Source organism: Candidatus Zixiibacteriota bacterium, from assembly GCA_019038695.1.
GTDB lineage: Bacteria > Zixibacteria > MSB-5A5 > GN15 > FEB-12 > B120-G9.
Genome location: JAHOYZ010000053.1, coordinates 34,459 through 51,411, shown reverse-complemented (window position 1 = coordinate 51,411; position 16,953 = coordinate 34,459). Strand labels below are relative to the sequence as shown.

Below are 16,953 nucleotides of genomic sequence, written 5' to 3'. Positions count from 1 at the left end.
ATACTGCTGGGCAATGGCGACGGAACCTTCCAAAGTACGGTTAATTATGCCGTCGGAGATCACGCAGTATCTGTTTTCTCGATTGATTTTGACGACGATGGTAACAATGATCTGGCGACTGCGAACCAAAAGTCTGACAATGTTTCGATACTGCTGGGCAATGGCGACGGAACCTTCCAGTCTGAGGTGAACTATGCCGCCGGAGATGGCCCTATCTCTGTTTTTTCGATTGATTTTAACGACGATGGCAACAATGATCTGGCCACTGCGAACTGGTACTCTGACAATGTTTCGATACTGCTGGGCAATGGCGACGGAACATTCCAGAGTGCCGTTAACTATGCCGTAGGAGATTATCCTCGCTCTGTTTTCTCGATTGATTATAACGGTGATGGCGACAATGATCTGGCCACTGCGAACTGGTACTCTGACAATGTTTCGATACTACTGGGCAATGGCGACGGAACATTCCAGAGTGCCGTTAACTATGCCGTCGGAACTTGGCCTGCCTCTGTTTTCTCGATTGATTTTAACGGCGATGGCAACAATGATCTGGTGACTGCGAACAGAAACTCTGACGATGTTTCGATACTGCTGAACACAACCATAACGGACACCGATGGCGATGGGATAAGCGACGACGATGATAACTGCCCAACCGATTACAACCCCGGACAGGAAGATACTGACGGTGACACAGTAGGTGACGCTTGTGACCTTGACGACGATAACGATGGTGTCGAAGACCTTGTAGATTTAGACCCTTTTGATCCCAATATTTGTGAAGATTTAGATAGCGATGGGTGTGATGACTGCTCCATAGGCACAGATGGTTTTGGACCACTTGCGGACAACCTTCCCAACAATGATGGCACGGATACAGACAGTGATGGTATCTGTGATGCTGGCGACAACTGTCCTGACTCAGTCAATACTGATCAGTCTGATGTAGACAGTGACACGGTAGGCGATGTTTGTGACAACTGCCCTGATGATCCGAATCCCAATCAACTCGATACCAATGGTGACGGAGTTGGGGATATATGCTGCTGCATTGGCTTGCGTGGCAATGTCGACTACTTATTGCCCGATGAAATCAACATTGCTGACCTGACTTACCTGGTGGCCTATCTGTTCACAGGAGGGGCGGAGCCTCCGTGCTTTGAAGAAGCTGACATAGATGGTAATGGCGAGATCAATATCGCTGACTTGACCTATCTGGTTTCGTATTTGTTCACTGGAGGTATACCGCCGGTGGCATGTCCGTAGGCTCATGGATCCCACAGCAAGCTGATGGGCCACCCAGTCTACAGGACTGGATGCCGGATCAAGTCCGGCATGACAAGTATTTGTAGGTCAGGACCCCTTGCGGTCCTGATACTTCGAGATGGCGGAACCGCTAAGAGGGTTTCGCCCTACAAGAATAATCATGCCCAAACAAGTTTGAGCATGCCACCCGGGGCTCCTGCACTACCAGAAACAGGCGATGCCTGCATGCCCAAACAAGTTTGAGCATGCCACCCGACGGGGAGATCAAGTCCGGCATGACATATGGTTAGGGCAGACGGGGGCGTCTGCCGCCCATGGCAATATGGTTAGGGCAGACGAGGGCGTCTGCCGCTGGCGGGAGCGCGGGGCTCTTGCCCTACCAAAGACTCATCCCACGGAGGTGATAAAGAGGGTAAATTACCCCCTACCAGCCGAGGATTTGTTCGAGATTGGTGTTGAGTTTCTCGATCCGTCCCTGGTAATCTGATTTTTTGGTCTTTTCCCGTTCGATGACATCAGCCGGAGCGTTGGCCAGGAAATCGGCGTTAGCTAGTTTTTTAGAGACCTTTTCAAGCTGTTTGGTCAGATTGGCCAGTTCTTTCTGAAGGCGTTTTTTCTCGACCTCAATGTCGATCAGACCTTCCAGCGGGATGAAAATCTCCGCTCCGGAAATAATAGCCGAGGCAGCCAGGGCAGGTTTCTTGATGTCAGTATCGGTGTACAGGTTCTCTACTCGTACCAAGGATCGAAAATACTCAAGGTGATCTTGAAGCAGGTCACCAAGAGCCTTATTGTCAACTCGAATGTACAGATCGGACTTTTTCCCCGGTGGAACATTCAACTCGGCCCGCACCGAGCGCACGGCTGTGACCACTGTCTGAATCTGGCTGAGGTCGTGCTCCAGGGCATCATTCTTGAAATGCCCATCGGTAGTTGGCCAGGCACTTGAGGACAAAGTTGTGCCGCTGGTTTCGTCCAGCCCCTGTATTTCAAGACCGATTTTCTCGGTGACAAACGGCGCAAACGGGTGTAGCAGGCTGATGATTTTCCACAGTACGTAAGTGGCGACGTTTAGTGATCCCTCGCGAATCGGCTCGCCCGGAGAGTCCGGTTTGATCAGTTCAACATACCACGAACAGTAGTCATTCCAGATGAAGTTGTACAGATTCTTGGACGCATTCGAAAGCTGGTAATTATCGAACGCCTTATCCGTAGTTTCGATAGTCCTATCCAGCCGCGATAAAATCCAGCGGTCGAAGATTACGAGGTCATCTTCATCAACTTTATCAATAACAGCCGGCCGACCATCGAGACGCATCATGACAAACCGCGAAACCTGGTGCAGTTTATTAATGAAATTGCGCCCCATCTCAAATGTGTTCTTGCCTATCCAGGGGTCCTGGCCGTCGGGAGTGGCCAGCACCATCGAGATACGCAAAGCATCGGTGCCGTACTTATCAATTATCTCCAGGGGATCAATACCATTGCCGAGAGATTTGGACATTTTAACGCCATTGGCGTCGCGCACGGTGCCATGGATATAGACATCACTAAAAGGAGCTTCGCCCATGAATTCGTAACCCGACATTACCATTCGGGCAACCCACAGGAAGATGATCTCTGAGGCGGTTACGAGCACCTTGGTTGGGTAGAAATGCTCCAGCTCGGCAGTTTTGTCGGGCCATCCCATCGTGGAAAATGGCCAGAGCCAGGAAGAGAACCAGGTATCAAGAACGTCTTCGTCCTGCACCAAAGTTTCCGGATCATACCCCGGGCAATCCTTGGCGGTGGGACGGTCGGCGGATACAAACATGGTGCCGTCCTCAGCATACCAGATGGGAATACGATGTCCCCACCAGAGTTGCCGTGAGATACACCAGTCGCGAATATTTTCCATCCAGTGGAGGTAAGTCTTGGACCAGTAATCGGGATGAAACCGAATCTTGCCGGTCTTGACGGCTTCGATAGCTGGAGCGGCCAACTCGTCCATTTTTACAAACCACTGATTAGACAAGTACGGTTCTATCACCGTATGGCAACGATAACAAGTTCCAGCGCTGAGTTGGTACTTTTCGGTCTTCTCCAGCAAGCCTTTCTTTTCGAGCTCCTCAACCACTTGTTTGCGACCTTCGTAGCGATCCAGACCCTTAAATTTACCGGTGTTACCGTTGAGGCTACCGTCGGTGTTGAGGATATTGATTTCCTCCAGGTCATGACGTCTCCCGATTTCGAAATCGTTGGGATCGTGGGCCGGAGTGACTTTGACTACGCCCGTGCCGAACTCAGGGTCAACAAAGTTGTCGGCCACAATCGGGATTTCCCGTTCAAGAATGGGGAGGATAACGGTTTTACCTACATACTTCTTGTAGCGGGTATCCTTGGGGGCGACGGCCAGAGCAGTATCACCCAGCATTGTTTCGGGCCGGGTGGTGGCAACGGTCAGGAATTCATCGGAGCCTTTGAGTTTGTACTTGATGTACCACAGAAAGCTATCGCTTTCTTGGTGTTCGACCTCATCGTCCGAGAGGGCTGTCTGGCACGACGGACACCAGTTGACGATACGATGTCCGCGATATATCCAGCCTTTTTCATACAGGTGTTTGAAGACCTCAAACACACCTCGCGACAAACCTTCATCGAGGGTGAATCTGGTCCGGCTCCAGTCACAACTACAACCGATCTTTCTCAGTTGGTTGAGGATTTTGTCTTTATTACCGTAAGCCCACTCACTGGTTCGTTCGAGGAATTTCTCGCGGCCCATTTCGCGGCGGGTAGTGCCCTCTTTGGTGAGCTGTTTTTCGACCATTACCTGGGTTGCAATGCCGGCATGGTCCGCGCCCGGAATCCAGACTGCCTCGCAGCCCTGCATTCGGTGACGCCGGATAAGAATGTCCTGGATGACGTTATTAAGCGCGTGGCCCAGATGCAGCACATCGGTGACATTGGGGGGCGGAATAACAATTGAATACGGTGGCCGACTGGATCCGGCATCGCCGGTGAAAGTGCCCATTTCGAGCCATCGTTCGTACAGACGGTTCTCAATTTCGGTGGGCGAGTATGCCGCCGACTTCTTTGTCTTGGTCTGGTTTTCCTTGCTCATCCTCAGTTCTTTCTATACCATACACGAACCAAAAAAATAGGCTCGGTCAGTGATAATCGAGCTTTTAATTATAGACCAACAACGTCGCTTTGTCAAGTAGGCAGCCCACGACCTTTGGGGCGACACTGACAGGTAAGAGTACTATCGTCACGTATGACTGATTTCAAGAGCAAAGTTCTGGACCGCAATGTCCCACCTATTGAGCGTTTGACTACCCTTATGGCTTTCCTGCGGTCGTCGGAGGGCTGTGCCTGGGACCGCAAGCAAACTCACAGCAGCCTCCTACCTTATCTTATCGAGGAGGCTTATGAAGTTGTAGAAGCGGTTGAATCGGGCGATTTTGGAGCTCTCAGGGAGGAATTGGGGGATCTTCTGTGTCAGGTTGTATTTCATGCTCAGTTGGCTTCGGAGGCGGGGTATTTTGTTCTGGATGATTCCATCACGCAGTTGGTTGAGAAGCTGATTGCCAGACACCCGCATGTCTTTGGCGACAAGAAGGAGCTATCGCCCCAGGAAGTCCGCGACCAATGGGAACAGATCAAGATCGAATCTGAGGAGAAAAAATCTGTCCTGGGCGGAATTCCACGCGGTATGCCGGCTCTGACGATGGCCTATCGAATCGGCGAAAAAGCTGCTGGGATTGGATTCGACTGGAAAGAAGCGACTGACGTAGTGGAGAAACTGGACGAAGAGATCACCGAGATAAAAGAGGCGCTGGCAGCGGGGGATACAGATCAAGCGATTGACGAAGTTGGCGATCTGTTGTTTGCGGCTTCATCCCTGTCTCGAAAGTTGGGGACCGACCCGGAGTTGGTGCTCAAGAAAGCCTTGAACAAGTTCCACCGGCGTTTTGAGAGGCTTGAGGAACGGGTACGCCAGTCTGGCAAGCGTTTTCAAGAATTGAGCCTGGAACAGCTTGAGGCGATTTGGCAGGAAATCAAGTAGTAAGCGGGATTTCGGTTCGTCATTTTTTTGTTGTGTTGAATTTCCCCCTCCTGTAGACTTGATTTGATCATGCGATGAAAACCGTGTGGTATTGTCTGTCTGAGGTTGGATGTGAAAATAAAATTCGAGTCGCAATAAATATAGATGTTAGATATGATAGTTGACAGGATGTCACTTGACACCAAGGAGGATGCCAATGGCTTGAATGGAGCCAGGCAACTGTCTGGCTGGCACAGGTTCCACGGGGGAACTGCGAGATATTGACCACCAATTTATATAGAGGATGAAACACGATGAAGAAGATGATAACAATTTTTTGTGTGATGATGCTGCTGATGTCATCTATGGCATTTTCTGAGACTCGGCCGCTGACAATGGGTGACAACAATAATGTGATGCTGGATGACGCCAATATTTGGGTCTACCCCTCGCGCATCAATGATTACCCCAATATCGCTCGCGGTGAGTTTGGTTGGGACGGAGGAGACGGAGAGTTCTCCAATTTTGGTATTCACTGGCAGTTCAACGAGGACAATCCCTGGGTGCTGGGAACATACTTCTCAATACTTCCGGCGTATGTCCCAATGGATCTGTTTGGAAACGACCTGGTACCGTTTGGTGACCTCTTTGATGAGGGTGAAGGTAACAATAATCGTCGAATCGATCTGCTGTATGGACGGCGTTTAGGGGCATACGATTTCGGTTTCGGTTTGTCATTCCTGCATTCCAGTATGACCACTGATGCCCCGGGTGATCAGTCCAAGGAAGCTTTTGGCTACTACAAGTTCTCCTTCGGTCTGACTCCGGACAACGGTGTCTGGGACCTTGCTGCAGTTATAGGCATGGGTTCCTGGACCGATGAGAACGGTGCTGGCGAAGCCGAGACGGAGAAAGACGGTTTCAGCGATCTGGCTCTCAAGGGTAGATATTTCTACCAAATGAACCCGACTTGCACTTTCATTCCTCACGTTGGATTGGCTCACAGCAAGCGTGGTCTCAAGAACAATGTGATGGATGGCGTTGGAATCGCTGGCAATGCGAGTAGTTTGGACTACACTCTTAGCGATAAGAGCACGATGATCGATTTGGGTGTTGGGCTCAACTATACTCCCGCGAATAATGTATTTGGAGTCTTTGACTTTGGCTTCATGCTCAGTAAGCAAAAGCGTGAGATGGATACTACGGCTTCTTTCGTGGCGGATCCAGGCTTCACATATGTGAACGAGCAGGATATCACTACCTGGTTCTTCCCGTATCTCAAGATCGGTCTTGATGCTGATATTTTCAAATGGCTCGATATCCGTATGGGTGCCACCAGTTACTGGACGAGTGAGAGCGACGAAATCGGTGTAGCCAAAGTGAATGCCCGCTATCCCGAGAATGCAACTTATCTCGGCTTCGGGTTCCATTTCAACCGTCTGCATATTGACACGCAGGCCGATCCGGAACTGTTCCTAAATGGCTTCAACTTCATCTCTGGTGAAAACAAGGCGATGAACTTCCGCATCTCGGCGACTTATGAAATGATGTAGACTACTGATCTGTAGTTGATAATAAAAGCCCGGCCGTATTGGCCGGGCTTTTTCTTTGGGCCTGATGGAAATTCGGCAGGAGCTGCCCTACAACGACTTTATCCTACTTAATCTCCCGGTCAGGAGGACCGTCATATTCGAACGGAGGTGGACCAAGCTTACGCATAGGTCGTTCACGCGTCATTTCTTCGTAGGCATGAGCCAGCAATCCCGGTACGCGAGAAATGATGAAAAAGCCTTTCCCCAGACGCCAGTCAAAGCCCATATCGGAAATCACAGCTGCGATGGCTCCATCGACGTTGATCGGCAGTTTCTTTCCCAGTTTCTCAGCCAGCGCTGTTTCAATTGCTTTGCACAGCTCTATGTGCTGGCCGCTGTAGCCATGACGGGCAGCGATCTCAAACAGTTTGCCGGTGCGGGGGTCAACATTGTGCAGACGGTGGCCAAAACCGGGCATGCGTTTTTTGTTTTCTTTGAGCCAGGCAACAAGTTGTGATGCCAATTCAGCGGGATCGTCATCTTTCTTAGCCCATTCCTGCATTATTTTAGCTGATTGCTCAATCGCACCACCGTGAGTATCGCCAATTACGAGCACACCACCCGCAATAGCCGCATTGAGCGAATTGCCACCGGACATGACTGTCCGTGTGCCCAGGACCGACGGAGGAGAAGAACCGTGGTCAATCGAAGCGACCAGAACAGCATTCATCAGTTCTGCTTCTGCTTTGGAAGGCAGTTCCCCTTTGAGAATCAGGAATACAGTCTCCGCATAGGAGAGGTTTTCCATGATATCAGTGATGCCGTAGCCGCGAACATTGATCTTGCCGGGTCCTATGTCGGTGATAGCTGTTTTCCAGTTTTGGTCTGCCATAATAGGCCTATCCTTCCTGTTCCAGTATATATCGACGATAGCCTGCGGTATCGAGTTTGGCTGCCTCTCCAGACATCTCCAGCCACTGTTCCTGAAGACTATCGAGTGAAAGATCCAGCATGTTTCTCACCTCATCTTCAAACGAGCGTTGGCTGAGATACAGGGAATCAAAAGTCTTGATACCATATGTGTAAATAATGTAATCTACAAAAGACGCACTCATGGCCGATTCGTAACGTTCGGTGTCGCTATTTACATTAATAGTTACAGCCAATTCAGCCAACGGAATGAAACGGTCCGTGTGAATGTGTCTGGCTGTGGATGTATGGTAGTTCTGGCCTGAGAAATCCAGCAGGGCAATGAGTCCGTGTTTGAGGAAAATATGTCGCGGTTCCTCCGGATGCCAACGAGGTATGAGATATTGCATGAGGGTCGGGCCGTAAAAACTTGGGAGCCAAAAGAAAATGGTGTCCCCGGTGGCATAAGGGTACTCGTGTCCCGTCAACTCACGTCCCTGCCCAAAACCGGTGTGATAGATGATCCGGAGAGTATCGCCAGGGACATTGATGTGTAGAAGACCGCACGCACGTTTTATCATCGTCTGATAAACTCGTGAGATATCTTCAAAAGTGCCCTCTTGCAGATGCCCGACCGGGTAGCGTATTTCTATGTTTTGATAGGAGTAAGTTTTCCAGTCATCATATGGCGTTTTGAGTTTGGAGGATGACTCCTGCTCTTCTCCAGAGCAGCCCCACAATAACACAACGATCATCAAGGTTGCCGCAAATTTCATTATTAAGACAGTGTTTTTCATACAAATCACATCCGAGAAAATACTAGTGCTGTCCGGCTAACTTCAAATACGAAAAGAATATAATTACCACTATCTGGGGTGTCAAATCGAATCATTAGTTATTTTTTTCACAAAGATCACTCTTGACTTACTGTCCGTCGAAGGGCATATTTCAGTCGAAATCATACGACTCATGTAAAATGGGGTCGATTTAGTATTGTTTGTAACCGTTCCGGCAACTTCGCTGGATGTTTGCATATATCTGAGCATCATAAGTGACGACTATTTCGATGGTTAAAGAGCCCATATCTTTCAAATCCCCGGTTTTTTCAAAGCGGGTGCTTGTTATTGTGGGTGGGTATGGTACCGGCAAGTCGGAAGTGTCGGTGAATCTGGCCTGTCTGCTGGCAAGCAAACGCGAAGATCCGGTGGCAATTGCCGATTTGGATATCGTCAATCCGTATTTTCGATCGCGGGAAGCGGCCGAACAATTGACGCAACTCGGCGTCGAATCCATCCATCCCCCGGGTAGTCAAGCCTATGCGGATCTTCCCATAATCATTCCCCGGGTTAAATCGGCGATTGAGGGGTATGAGGGAACGCTGATTCTCGATGTAGGTGGTGATGATGCTGGTGCCCGGGTTCTCAGTTCGCTGGCGGGGTCATTCCCTATCGATGATCACGATGTGTTGTTTGTGCTGAACGCCAATCGACCGTTCAACACCGATGTAGACAGTTGTCTTCAGATGATGCGGAAGATAGAGGTTGCAGCGCGTCTTCAGTTTACCGGTATCATTTCCAATACCCATATGATTGAACATACGACTGATCAGGATGTTCTCAAGGGTTTGGACCTGACCCGGAAATTAAGCAAGACGACTTCGTTGCCGGTATCGTTTGTGGCCGCGATGCGGTCCCAGTTAAGAGAAATAGATCCTGAGAATATTGATGTGCCGATCCTGCCGCTGGATCGACTCCTGCTAAGACCGTGGGAGAAGGCCAGCGACGATGGAGCGCCATCGGCACCAACAGAGGAACAGTGAATGCCGGGAATACTGATAGATAAGAATCACTGCAAAGGATGCGAGATGTGTGCCCAGGTGTGCCCGCAGAAGATTATATCAATGTCCAAGGATATCACAGTCCGGGGTTATTACTACGCCCAGGTTCATGATCCTTCGCGGTGTATCGGTTGCCAGCTGTGTGCGATAATGTGTCCCGATATTGCTATCGAAGTACACGTACACGGAACGATTTTCAACCTGGTTGACTATCAAGGGATTGGAAAAAATAGCTAATGGCAAGAATACTAATGAAGGGTAACGAAGCTATCGCCGAGGCCGCTATTCGAGCCGGAGCCGAGGGTTATTTCTGCTATCCGATTACTCCACAATCCGAAGTGGCGGAATATCTCACGAAACGGATGCCTGAGGTGGGAGGGGTTTTTCTGCAGGGTGAGAGCGAAGTAGCAGTCGGAAATATGCTTTTTGGCGCAGCCTCAACAGGCAAGCGTGTATTTACTACTTCATCCAGTCCCGGAATCTCGCTGATGCAGGAGGCTATCTCATATATGGCTGGAGCCCATTTGCCGGCCGTTCTGGTGAATATCATGCGTGGCGGACCCGGGCTTGGCGGAATCCTTCCCGCCCAATCAGATTACTTTCAAGCGGTCAAAGGAGGAGGGCACGGTGATTATCGGTTGCTGGTACTGGCTCCCTCGACCGTTCAAGAAGCCGTTGATCTCATGGGATTGGCTTTTGACCTGGCCGACAAGTATCTCAATCCGGTTATGATGATCGGTGACGGAATGATTGGCCAGATGATGGAAGCGGTCGAGTTTCCCGAAGGTGATGTGAAGCAAAATCGTGTCAATCCCGAAGACCGCGCCTGGGCTGCAACCGGGGCTAAGGGACGCAAACCGGTAATAATCAAATCTCTCTTTCTCGACCCGCACCAACTCGAAGATAATTCCTGGCTGCTGGACAAAAAATATGAGCAGATGAAGAAGGAAGAGGTACGTTTCGAGCATTACAAGGTCAGTCCGAAAAACAAGCTTCTCATCGTTTCCTATGGAACGATGGCTCGTATTTGTCAGACCGTGATTGATGATCTCGAAAGCGAAGGGGTTTCCGTCGGGCTGTTCCGGCCGATTACCCTGTTTCCGTTCCCGGAGAAGGAAGTTCTTCGCGAGGCGAAAAAGAAAAACATCAAGACTGTATTAACCGTCGAAATGAGCACAGCCCAGATGGTGGAAGATGTTCAGAGGGCGGTTCTGGGTGTGAAACCGATTGAGTTCTTTGGCCGCACGGGAGGTATTGTTCCTACGCCTGAGGAGGTTCGGGATGAAGTGCTTAAGCTAATTCGGCCAAAGAAGAAACGTTCCACCTCCGGCAGGAAAGGGAAGTGAGGTTGTTATGACGATAAGCAGTACGACGTTATTTTCCCGGCCGGAATCAATGCAGGAGACAGTTACTCACTATTGTCCCGGTTGTACGCATGGGATAATCCACCGACTGGTAGCTGAAGCCCTCGATGAGCTTGGAGTCCGCGATCGGACCGTTGGAGTAGCTCCGGTGGGTTGTTCTGTCTTGGCTTATAACTATTTCAATTGTGATTTCATGGAAGCTCCACACGGTCGTGCACCGGCGTTGGCGACCGGGTTCAAGCGGTTGCGTCCCGATATGATGGTCTTCACTTACCAGGGGGATGGAGACCTGGCTTCGATAGGGATGGGTGAGATTGTCCACGCTGCTAACCGTGGTGAGAAGTTTACGACAATCTTTGTCAATAATGCCATTTATGGTATGACCGGCGGGCAAATGGCTCCCACCACTCTCCCTATGCAGGTCTCGACAACTTGCCCCATGGGTCGCGATGTCGCCCTGACAGGGCACCCGATACGGATGGCCGAACTGCTATCGTCCCTGGTGACTCCGAGCTATATTGAACGAGTGGCGGTGCATACGCCACGACATATTATCAATGCGAAAAGAGCAATCCGCAAAGCGTTCCAATATCAGGCTGAGGGGCGATGTTATGGAATGGTGGAAGTCCTGTCAACCTGTCCCACCAATTGGGGAAAGACACCGGAAGAGTCGAACAAGTGGCTGGATGAACAGATGACAGCTTACTATCCGATCAAGTGTTTTAAGGACCCAGCCCGGGAGGAGAGCAAATGACAGGGCAGTATGAAGTTACTTTTGCGGGTTTCGGAGGACAGGGCATAATGACCGCCGGGCAACTGTTGGCCTACGCCGGTATCCGCGAGGAAAAACAGGTTGCCTGGATACCCTCCTACGGTCCTGAGATGCGCGGTGGTACCGCCTACTGTACGGTAGTAGTGTCGGACAAACGGATTGGTTCTCCCATCGTGACTACGCCGCAATGCATTTGTGTTTTCAACCGTCCATCGTTTGACAAGTTTGGCCCAACAGTCAGACAGGGTGGTTTGTTTCTGGTGAATAGCACCTTGATCAATGTCACCAGTGACCGAACCGATTTCACCCAGATGCTGATCCCGGCCAATGAGATGGCGCTAAAGGCCGGCAATGCTAAAGCGGCCAATGTCGCTATTCTGGGAGCGTTTATTGGTGCCTCGGGAATCGTTGACATCAAGACAGTCTCCGAGACATTGAAGGAAAAACTGGGTAAGAAGAAAAGTATGCTGGACCTGAATCTGCAAGTGCTCAAGGAAGGCTACAAACTGGGCTGTAAAATCATCCGACAGAAGGACAGCGCATGAATCACGACATGAGTAAGCTGCCGGAGATTTTCGGTCGCTACCCCCAGACACCGCAATCGCTGATTGCGGTTCTTCAGGACATTCAGAAGGAGTTCAATTTCCTTCCTTGCGATGCGCTCAAGCAGACGGCCGAATATCTGAGCGTACCGATGAGCAAGGTGTTTTCGGTCTCGACTTTCTATAACGCATTCAGTCTCAATCCGAAAGGTGACCGTGTGATCCGGGTCTGTATGGGCACTACCTGTCACATCCGGGGGGCGGGGCAGATTCTCGAACAACTGGAGACCAGGCTCAATATCAAGTCCGGCGAAACTACACCTGATCTCAAGTTCACGGTTGAAGTCGTCAACTGTGTAGGCGCCTGTGCGATGGCTCCGGTAGTCATTGTCAACGAGAAGTATTATGGCTCGGTCAAAGTCACCGCGACCAAGAAACTGTTGAAGGGAGGTTGAGATGCGAGTCAATAAACCTGCCCAATTAACCAAACTTCGCAAGGAACTGGTCGCGGCTGAGAAGAAGCACGCTAAGAAAATCATGGTCTGCTGTGGACCGGGATGTCTGGCCAACGGCGCGGCCAGGATAGTTGAAGAGTTACACAAAGTTCTCAAGAAGAAACGGATCAAGGGTTTTAAGGTAGAGGCTCTCAAAGAAACCGGCTGTCATGGTTTCTGTCAGCAAGGCCCGATGGTTGTGATCGAGCCGAAAGGCACTTTCTACACGCATGTGAAGCCGAAGGATGTGGAAAAGATAGTCGATATGTCAATCCGCAAAGACGAAACGATCAAGCGGTTACTGTACGATGATCCGTCCAACGGTCACAAGATCGAACGCTATCACGACATTCCTTTCTACGCCCGTCAACAACGCATCGCTCTGCGTAACCTGGGGCAGATTGATCAATACAAAATTGAAGAATACATCGTAGTTGGTGGATACAAAGCGCTGGCTAAGGCACTAACGAAGATGAGGCCGGAGGATATTGTGGCCGAAGTCACCACCTCCGGACTACGCGGTCGGGGCGGGGCTGGCTTTGCGGCAGGACGCAAATGGTCTACCTGTGCCAAAGCAGAGGACACTCCCCATTACGTTATCTGTAACGGTGATGAGGGGGACCCCGGAGCGTTTATGGACCGCTCCATTATGGAGGGCGATCCGCATTCGGTGCTGGAGGGAATGGTTATTGCCGCCTTTGCCGTTGGAGCGCACGAGGGCTACATATATGTCCGTGAGGAGTATCCACTGGCTGTTGAGAACCTGAAACTGGCTATCCAGCAGGCGACAGAGTATGGGTTCCTCGGTGAAAACATCCTTGGTTCCGGCTTTGATTTCACATTGAAGGTGAGTCGTGGGGGAGGGGCATTTGTTTGTGGCGAGTCATCCGCTCTGATGAAATCTATTGCGGGCGAGGTGGGCGAACCTCGGGCCAAATATGTTCGCTCGGTATTGAAGGGTTATCTTGATAAGCCAACGGTTCTGAATAATGTTGAATCATACGCCAATGTACCGGTGATTATCGATAAAGGCGGCAAATGGTTCGCTGGTATCGGTACGAAAAAGAGCACCGGCACCAAGGCTTTCTCGTTGGTTGGCAAAGTCCGTAACACGGGTCTCATCGAGGTGCCGATGGGCACCACTCTGCGCGAGATAATCTATGAAATAGGTGGTGGGATTCTCGACGACCGACCCTTCAAAGCAGTGCAGACCGGGGGGCCATCGGGCGGCTGTCTGCCGGAAGATAAACTTGATCTGCCGGTCGATTTCGATACACTCACGGAAGCCTATTCCATGATGGGTTCGGGCGGGATGATTGTCATGGACGATCAAACCTGCGTAGTCGATGTGGCCAAGTATTTCCTGGCTTTCCTTGTGGAAGAATCCTGCGGCAAATGTGTTCCCTGTCGGGAAGGGCTTTTTCAGTTGCACGGGTTGGTGCAGAAAATATGCGACGGTCAAGGTAGCGAGGAAGACCTTGAAAAGATGGAGAAGCTCTCGGATGTCATTATGGCCGCCTCGTTGTGCGGGCTTGGGAAGTCGGGTCCGAATCCATTTATCAGTACGTTGCGATATTTCCGGGATGAATACCTGGTCCATATCCGTGACAAGAAATGCCCGGCCAAAGTCTGCCGGGAGTTGATTCGGTTTGATATCATAGATGAGATGTGTGATGGCTGTATGGCCTGTTTGCCGGCGTGTGCATTTGATGCTATCACGGGCAAAAAGAAGAAAGTTCACGTCATCGACCAGGACAAATGTACCAAGTGCGGCGCCTGTAAGGTTGTCTGCACTCGGGATGCCATTGAGGTTTTATAGGAGAAACGAATGGTTCATCTGACAATAAATGGACGGGTCGTGCAGGCATCAGAAGGCGAGATGCTGCTGGATGTGATCAAGCGACTCGGTATTGATGTTCCGGCCATCTGTCACCACGATTCGGTCGAGCCATTTGGGTCGTGCCGACTTTGTACGGTGGAGATTACCCGGGCTGACTGGGATGGTTGGAAGAACTACGTGACTTCCTGTCTCTACCCGGTGGCTGACGGACTGATCGTAAGCACCCACTGCGAGCCAGTCAATGAGATTCGCAAGACACTGCTTGATCTATATCTGGCACGTCATCCGCATTCACTATTCATTCAGAAACTGGCGGCCGAGCATGGTGTGCCAACCACAAGTTACGCAGAAGTACCGGACGGTGATGATTGTATTCTTTGTGGCCTTTGTACCCGTATCTGCGAACGGATGGGGTTTTCGGCCATATCTACCATTGGTCGCGGCCATACCAAGCAAATTGCCCCTCCACTCAAGGAAGCGCCGCCTGACTGTGTGGGTTGTCTGGCGTGTGCCCATTGTTGTCCCACCGGTTTTATCAAGTACTCTGAAAGGGGTCCCAAGCGTAAGATCTGGGGCAAGCAGTTCGAAAGGATCGCCTGTTCCCAATGCGGCAAATTGACCCTCACGACCGAATTCGCTGACAGTCTCTCAGTGACACGCGATATTCCACGCGAATATTTTGACATTTGTGATGATTGTCGTCGCATGGAAATCGCGGCGACTATGGGGCGTCTTTCCCAATGGACCAGAGAGGAGGAGACAGCATCATGAAATCCCAACTGATCGTTACTCCGAATCTCTGTATCGGGTGCCGTACATGTGAACTGGCCTGTTCATTCAATCATGCCATTAGCGGCAAGCCCGGCCGGTCACGCATATTTGTTCTGGACGGTGGTTTTAAGGATCTGTGGGTATCAGTCGCTTGCTTACAATGTGACGATCCCGCGTGTGTGAAATCATGTTTGGTCGATGCTCTGCGACTGAACGAGGAAACGGGCGCGATAGAACTCAACCAGGACAAGTGTGTCAAATGTATGGCCTGTACGGTAGCTTGTCCGTTCGGGTGTAGCGTGTATGATGCCACTCAGGATTTGGTGGTCAAGTGTGACTTGTGTGAGGGTGATCCGGCTTGTGCCCGTTTTTGTCCAACGAAGGCGCTCGTATACAAACCTGTGGTCCAGCCCAGGGCTGTTGTGCCAAAGGTCAAAGTCGCCGGATAAGGCAGTAATGTTGCACATAGGATCATGATTTCATCCTTAAGAATCTAACGTTATCCGGAGCCGATTCAACAATCGGCCCGGTCCTCGATTCGGCTATCAGACCTCCACTATCAAGTTTAACGGGTCATTGCCCGTAGAGGACAGCAGAATCGTGCGTCAGGTCAAGTGGGTCGAGTTCAATTTGCCCCAAAATCTTCTTGACTTGATTCAAAAACAGGCTTTCTTGTCGCTTCTATATATGTGAATTCGGTCACAATACGGCCGATGAAGGATGGAAGGTCCTGTAGACGATATGTCTGAGTATTTGGCGGTCCTTTGTTTCATTCTGGCTGGCACCGGAATCGTTCTTTTTACTTTTTTTCTGGCCCGACTGATTCGCCCCCGTAACCCCTACAAGGAAAAAGGCATTCCCTACGAATGCGCTGAGCTTCCTGTTGGTGATTCCTGGTTCAAGTTCAATAACCGGTTCTACATCTTTGCTCTGCTGTTCGTGATATTCGATGTGGAAGTTGTATTCCTGTTCCCGTGGGCGGTGGCTTTTGGTGAATTGGGTCTGTTTGCCTTGATCGAAATGGTTGTTTTCATATTGATTCTGTTCTTTGGCCTGTTCTATGCCTGGCGTAAGGGAGTCCTCAAATGGGTATAATTAAGAAGCTCCCAGTCTACGGTGAGAAATTCCCCGGTGGTGCGTTTGTAACCACTTCGGTTGAGATGATTTTACACCAGGGTCAAGCCAAGTCGCTTTGGTACCTACTTTTTGGGACAGCCTGTTGTGCAATCGAGTTGATGTGCACCGGAGCTTCCCGCTACGATTTCGACCGCCTGGGCATGATATTTCGTGCTTCGCCTCGTCAATCGGACCTGATTATTGCGGCGGGAACGATTACTAAGAAGATGGCTCCAAGACTGCGCCGTTTGTATGACCAGATGGCTGAACCTCGTTATGTGATCGCTATGGGCGGCTGCACAATTAATGGTGGTCCGTTCTACTATGATAGTTATGCCGTCGAAAAAGGTATCGACCATATTGTCCCGGTCGATGTCTATATACCCGGCTGTCCGCCCCGACCTGAATCTCTGATGGAAGGTTGTATCCACCTCCAGGAGATTATCAAGAAGCAGAAACTGTCGAGATGGCAGGAGAAATAGC

17 protein-coding genes are annotated in these 16,953 nt (G+C 50.5%); 14 read left to right on the top strand and 3 right to left on the bottom strand.

What is annotated here, in order from left to right:
• Positions 1-1,269 (top strand): VCBS repeat-containing protein (locus KOO62_13445; protein MBU8934985.1); only part of this gene is annotated, 1,269 nt, incomplete at its 5' end.
• Positions 1,270-1,693: 424 nt separating this feature from the next.
• Here KOO62_13445 and KOO62_13440 read toward each other — a convergent pair.
• A complete protein-coding gene (locus tag KOO62_13440) occupies positions 1,694-4,369 on the bottom strand; it encodes a valine--tRNA ligase (protein MBU8934984.1) in 2,676 nt (891 codons plus the stop codon).
• A gap of 153 nt (positions 4,370-4,522) precedes the next feature.
• Here KOO62_13440 and mazG point away from each other — a divergent pair, with 153 nt between their 5' ends.
• Entirely contained in the window at positions 4,523-5,314 is a 792-nt protein-coding gene (gene mazG, locus KOO62_13435; protein MBU8934983.1) for a nucleoside triphosphate pyrophosphohydrolase, read from the top strand.
• Between the two features lie 293 nt (positions 5,315-5,607).
• Entirely contained in the window at positions 5,608-6,846 is a 1,239-nt protein-coding gene (locus KOO62_13430) for a hypothetical protein (protein MBU8934982.1), read from the top strand.
• 103 nt (positions 6,847-6,949) lie between these two features.
• Here KOO62_13430 and KOO62_13425 read toward each other — a convergent pair whose 3' ends face one another.
• The gene (locus KOO62_13425; protein ID MBU8934981.1) at positions 6,950-7,717 is read right to left on the bottom strand and encodes a citryl-CoA lyase; all 768 of its coding nucleotides are present in this window, start codon (positions 7,715-7,717) and stop codon (positions 6,950-6,952) included.
• A 7-nt stretch (positions 7,718-7,724) separates the two neighbouring features.
• Positions 7,725-8,531 carry a hypothetical protein gene (locus KOO62_13420; GenBank protein ID MBU8934980.1) on the bottom strand — a complete coding sequence of 269 codons (807 nt, stop codon included), beginning with the start codon at positions 8,529-8,531 and terminating at the stop codon, positions 7,725-7,727.
• Positions 8,532-8,800: 269 nt separating this feature from the next.
• Between KOO62_13420 and KOO62_13415 the strand changes: the two genes are divergently transcribed.
• From KOO62_13415 to KOO62_13365, 11 genes are all read left to right on the top strand, one after another.
• Positions 8,801-9,553 (top strand): hypothetical protein, encoded by a 753-nt coding sequence (locus KOO62_13415; protein MBU8934979.1) that lies wholly within the window; start codon positions 8,801-8,803, stop codon positions 9,551-9,553.
• Entirely contained in the window at positions 9,554-9,808 is a 255-nt protein-coding gene (locus KOO62_13410; protein MBU8934978.1) for a 4Fe-4S binding protein, read from the top strand. It abuts the gene before it with no gap.
• Positions 9,808-10,917, top strand: coding sequence for a 3-methyl-2-oxobutanoate dehydrogenase subunit VorB (gene vorB, locus KOO62_13405; GenBank protein MBU8934977.1), 1,110 nt, complete (start codon positions 9,808-9,810; stop codon positions 10,915-10,917). The genes KOO62_13410 and vorB overlap by 1 nt, the downstream gene beginning before the upstream one ends.
• A 7-nt stretch (positions 10,918-10,924) precedes the next feature.
• A complete protein-coding gene (locus tag KOO62_13400) occupies positions 10,925-11,689 on the top strand; it encodes a 2-oxoglutarate oxidoreductase (protein ID MBU8934976.1) in 765 nt (254 codons plus the stop codon).
• Positions 11,686-12,252, top strand: coding sequence for a 2-oxoacid:acceptor oxidoreductase family protein (locus tag KOO62_13395; protein MBU8934975.1), 567 nt, complete (start codon positions 11,686-11,688; stop codon positions 12,250-12,252). Before KOO62_13400 ends, KOO62_13395 begins: the two co-directional genes overlap by 4 nt.
• 8 nt (positions 12,253-12,260) lie before the next feature.
• Positions 12,261-12,704 carry an NAD(P)H-dependent oxidoreductase subunit E gene (locus tag KOO62_13390; GenBank protein ID MBU8934974.1) on the top strand — a complete coding sequence of 148 codons (444 nt, stop codon included), beginning with the start codon at positions 12,261-12,263 and terminating at the stop codon, positions 12,702-12,704.
• 1 nt (position 12,705) lies between these two features.
• Complete coding sequence (locus KOO62_13385; protein MBU8934973.1) at positions 12,706-14,562, top strand: SLBB domain-containing protein; 1,857 nt, start codon at positions 12,706-12,708, stop codon at positions 14,560-14,562.
• 9 nt (positions 14,563-14,571) lie between these two features.
• Positions 14,572-15,354 carry a (2Fe-2S)-binding protein gene (locus tag KOO62_13380; GenBank protein MBU8934972.1) on the top strand — a complete coding sequence of 261 codons (783 nt, stop codon included), beginning with the start codon at positions 14,572-14,574 and terminating at the stop codon, positions 15,352-15,354.
• Entirely contained in the window at positions 15,351-15,803 is a 453-nt protein-coding gene (locus KOO62_13375) for a 4Fe-4S dicluster domain-containing protein (GenBank protein ID MBU8934971.1), read from the top strand. The genes KOO62_13380 and KOO62_13375 overlap by 4 nt, the downstream gene beginning before the upstream one ends.
• Positions 15,804-16,095: 292 nt before the next feature.
• Positions 16,096-16,449, top strand: coding sequence for an NADH-quinone oxidoreductase subunit A (gene ndhC, locus KOO62_13370; protein MBU8934970.1), 354 nt, complete (start codon positions 16,096-16,098; stop codon positions 16,447-16,449).
• Entirely contained in the window at positions 16,440-16,952 is a 513-nt protein-coding gene (locus tag KOO62_13365) for an NADH-quinone oxidoreductase subunit B (GenBank protein MBU8934969.1), read from the top strand. The genes ndhC and KOO62_13365 overlap by 10 nt, the downstream gene beginning before the upstream one ends.
• The last annotated feature ends 1 nt before the right edge of the window (position 16,953 follow it).

Excerpts from the sequence above, each read along its gene's own strand:
- KOO62_13365 (MBU8934969.1), top strand. The coding sequence starts at position 16,440 with ATGGGTATAATTAAGAAGCTCCCAGTCTACGGTGAGAAATTCCCCGGT.
- mazG (MBU8934983.1), top strand. The coding sequence starts at position 4,523 with ATGACTGATTTCAAGAGCAAAGTTCTGGACCGCAATGTCCCACCTATT.
- KOO62_13390 (MBU8934974.1), top strand. The coding sequence starts at position 12,261 with ATGAGTAAGCTGCCGGAGATTTTCGGTCGCTACCCCCAGACACCGCAA.
- KOO62_13425 (MBU8934981.1), bottom strand. The coding sequence starts at position 7,717 with ATGGCAGACCAAAACTGGAAAACAGCTATCACCGACATAGGACCCGGC.
- KOO62_13410 (MBU8934978.1), top strand. The coding sequence starts at position 9,554 with ATGCCGGGAATACTGATAGATAAGAATCACTGCAAAGGATGCGAGATG.
- KOO62_13385 (MBU8934973.1), top strand. The coding sequence starts at position 12,706 with ATGCGAGTCAATAAACCTGCCCAATTAACCAAACTTCGCAAGGAACTG.
- KOO62_13400 (MBU8934976.1), top strand. The coding sequence starts at position 10,925 with ATGACGATAAGCAGTACGACGTTATTTTCCCGGCCGGAATCAATGCAG.
- KOO62_13395 (MBU8934975.1), top strand. The coding sequence starts at position 11,686 with ATGACAGGGCAGTATGAAGTTACTTTTGCGGGTTTCGGAGGACAGGGC.
- KOO62_13440 (MBU8934984.1), bottom strand. The coding sequence starts at position 4,369 with ATGAGCAAGGAAAACCAGACCAAGACAAAGAAGTCGGCGGCATACTCG.
- KOO62_13430 (MBU8934982.1), top strand. The coding sequence starts at position 5,608 with ATGAAGAAGATGATAACAATTTTTTGTGTGATGATGCTGCTGATGTCA.
- KOO62_13420 (MBU8934980.1), bottom strand. The coding sequence starts at position 8,531 with ATGAAAAACACTGTCTTAATAATGAAATTTGCGGCAACCTTGATGATC.
- vorB (MBU8934977.1), top strand. The coding sequence starts at position 9,808 with ATGGCAAGAATACTAATGAAGGGTAACGAAGCTATCGCCGAGGCCGCT.
- KOO62_13380 (MBU8934972.1), top strand. The coding sequence starts at position 14,572 with ATGGTTCATCTGACAATAAATGGACGGGTCGTGCAGGCATCAGAAGGC.
- ndhC (MBU8934970.1), top strand. The coding sequence starts at position 16,096 with ATGTCTGAGTATTTGGCGGTCCTTTGTTTCATTCTGGCTGGCACCGGA.
- KOO62_13375 (MBU8934971.1), top strand. The coding sequence starts at position 15,351 with ATGAAATCCCAACTGATCGTTACTCCGAATCTCTGTATCGGGTGCCGT.
- KOO62_13415 (MBU8934979.1), top strand. The coding sequence starts at position 8,801 with ATGGTTAAAGAGCCCATATCTTTCAAATCCCCGGTTTTTTCAAAGCGG.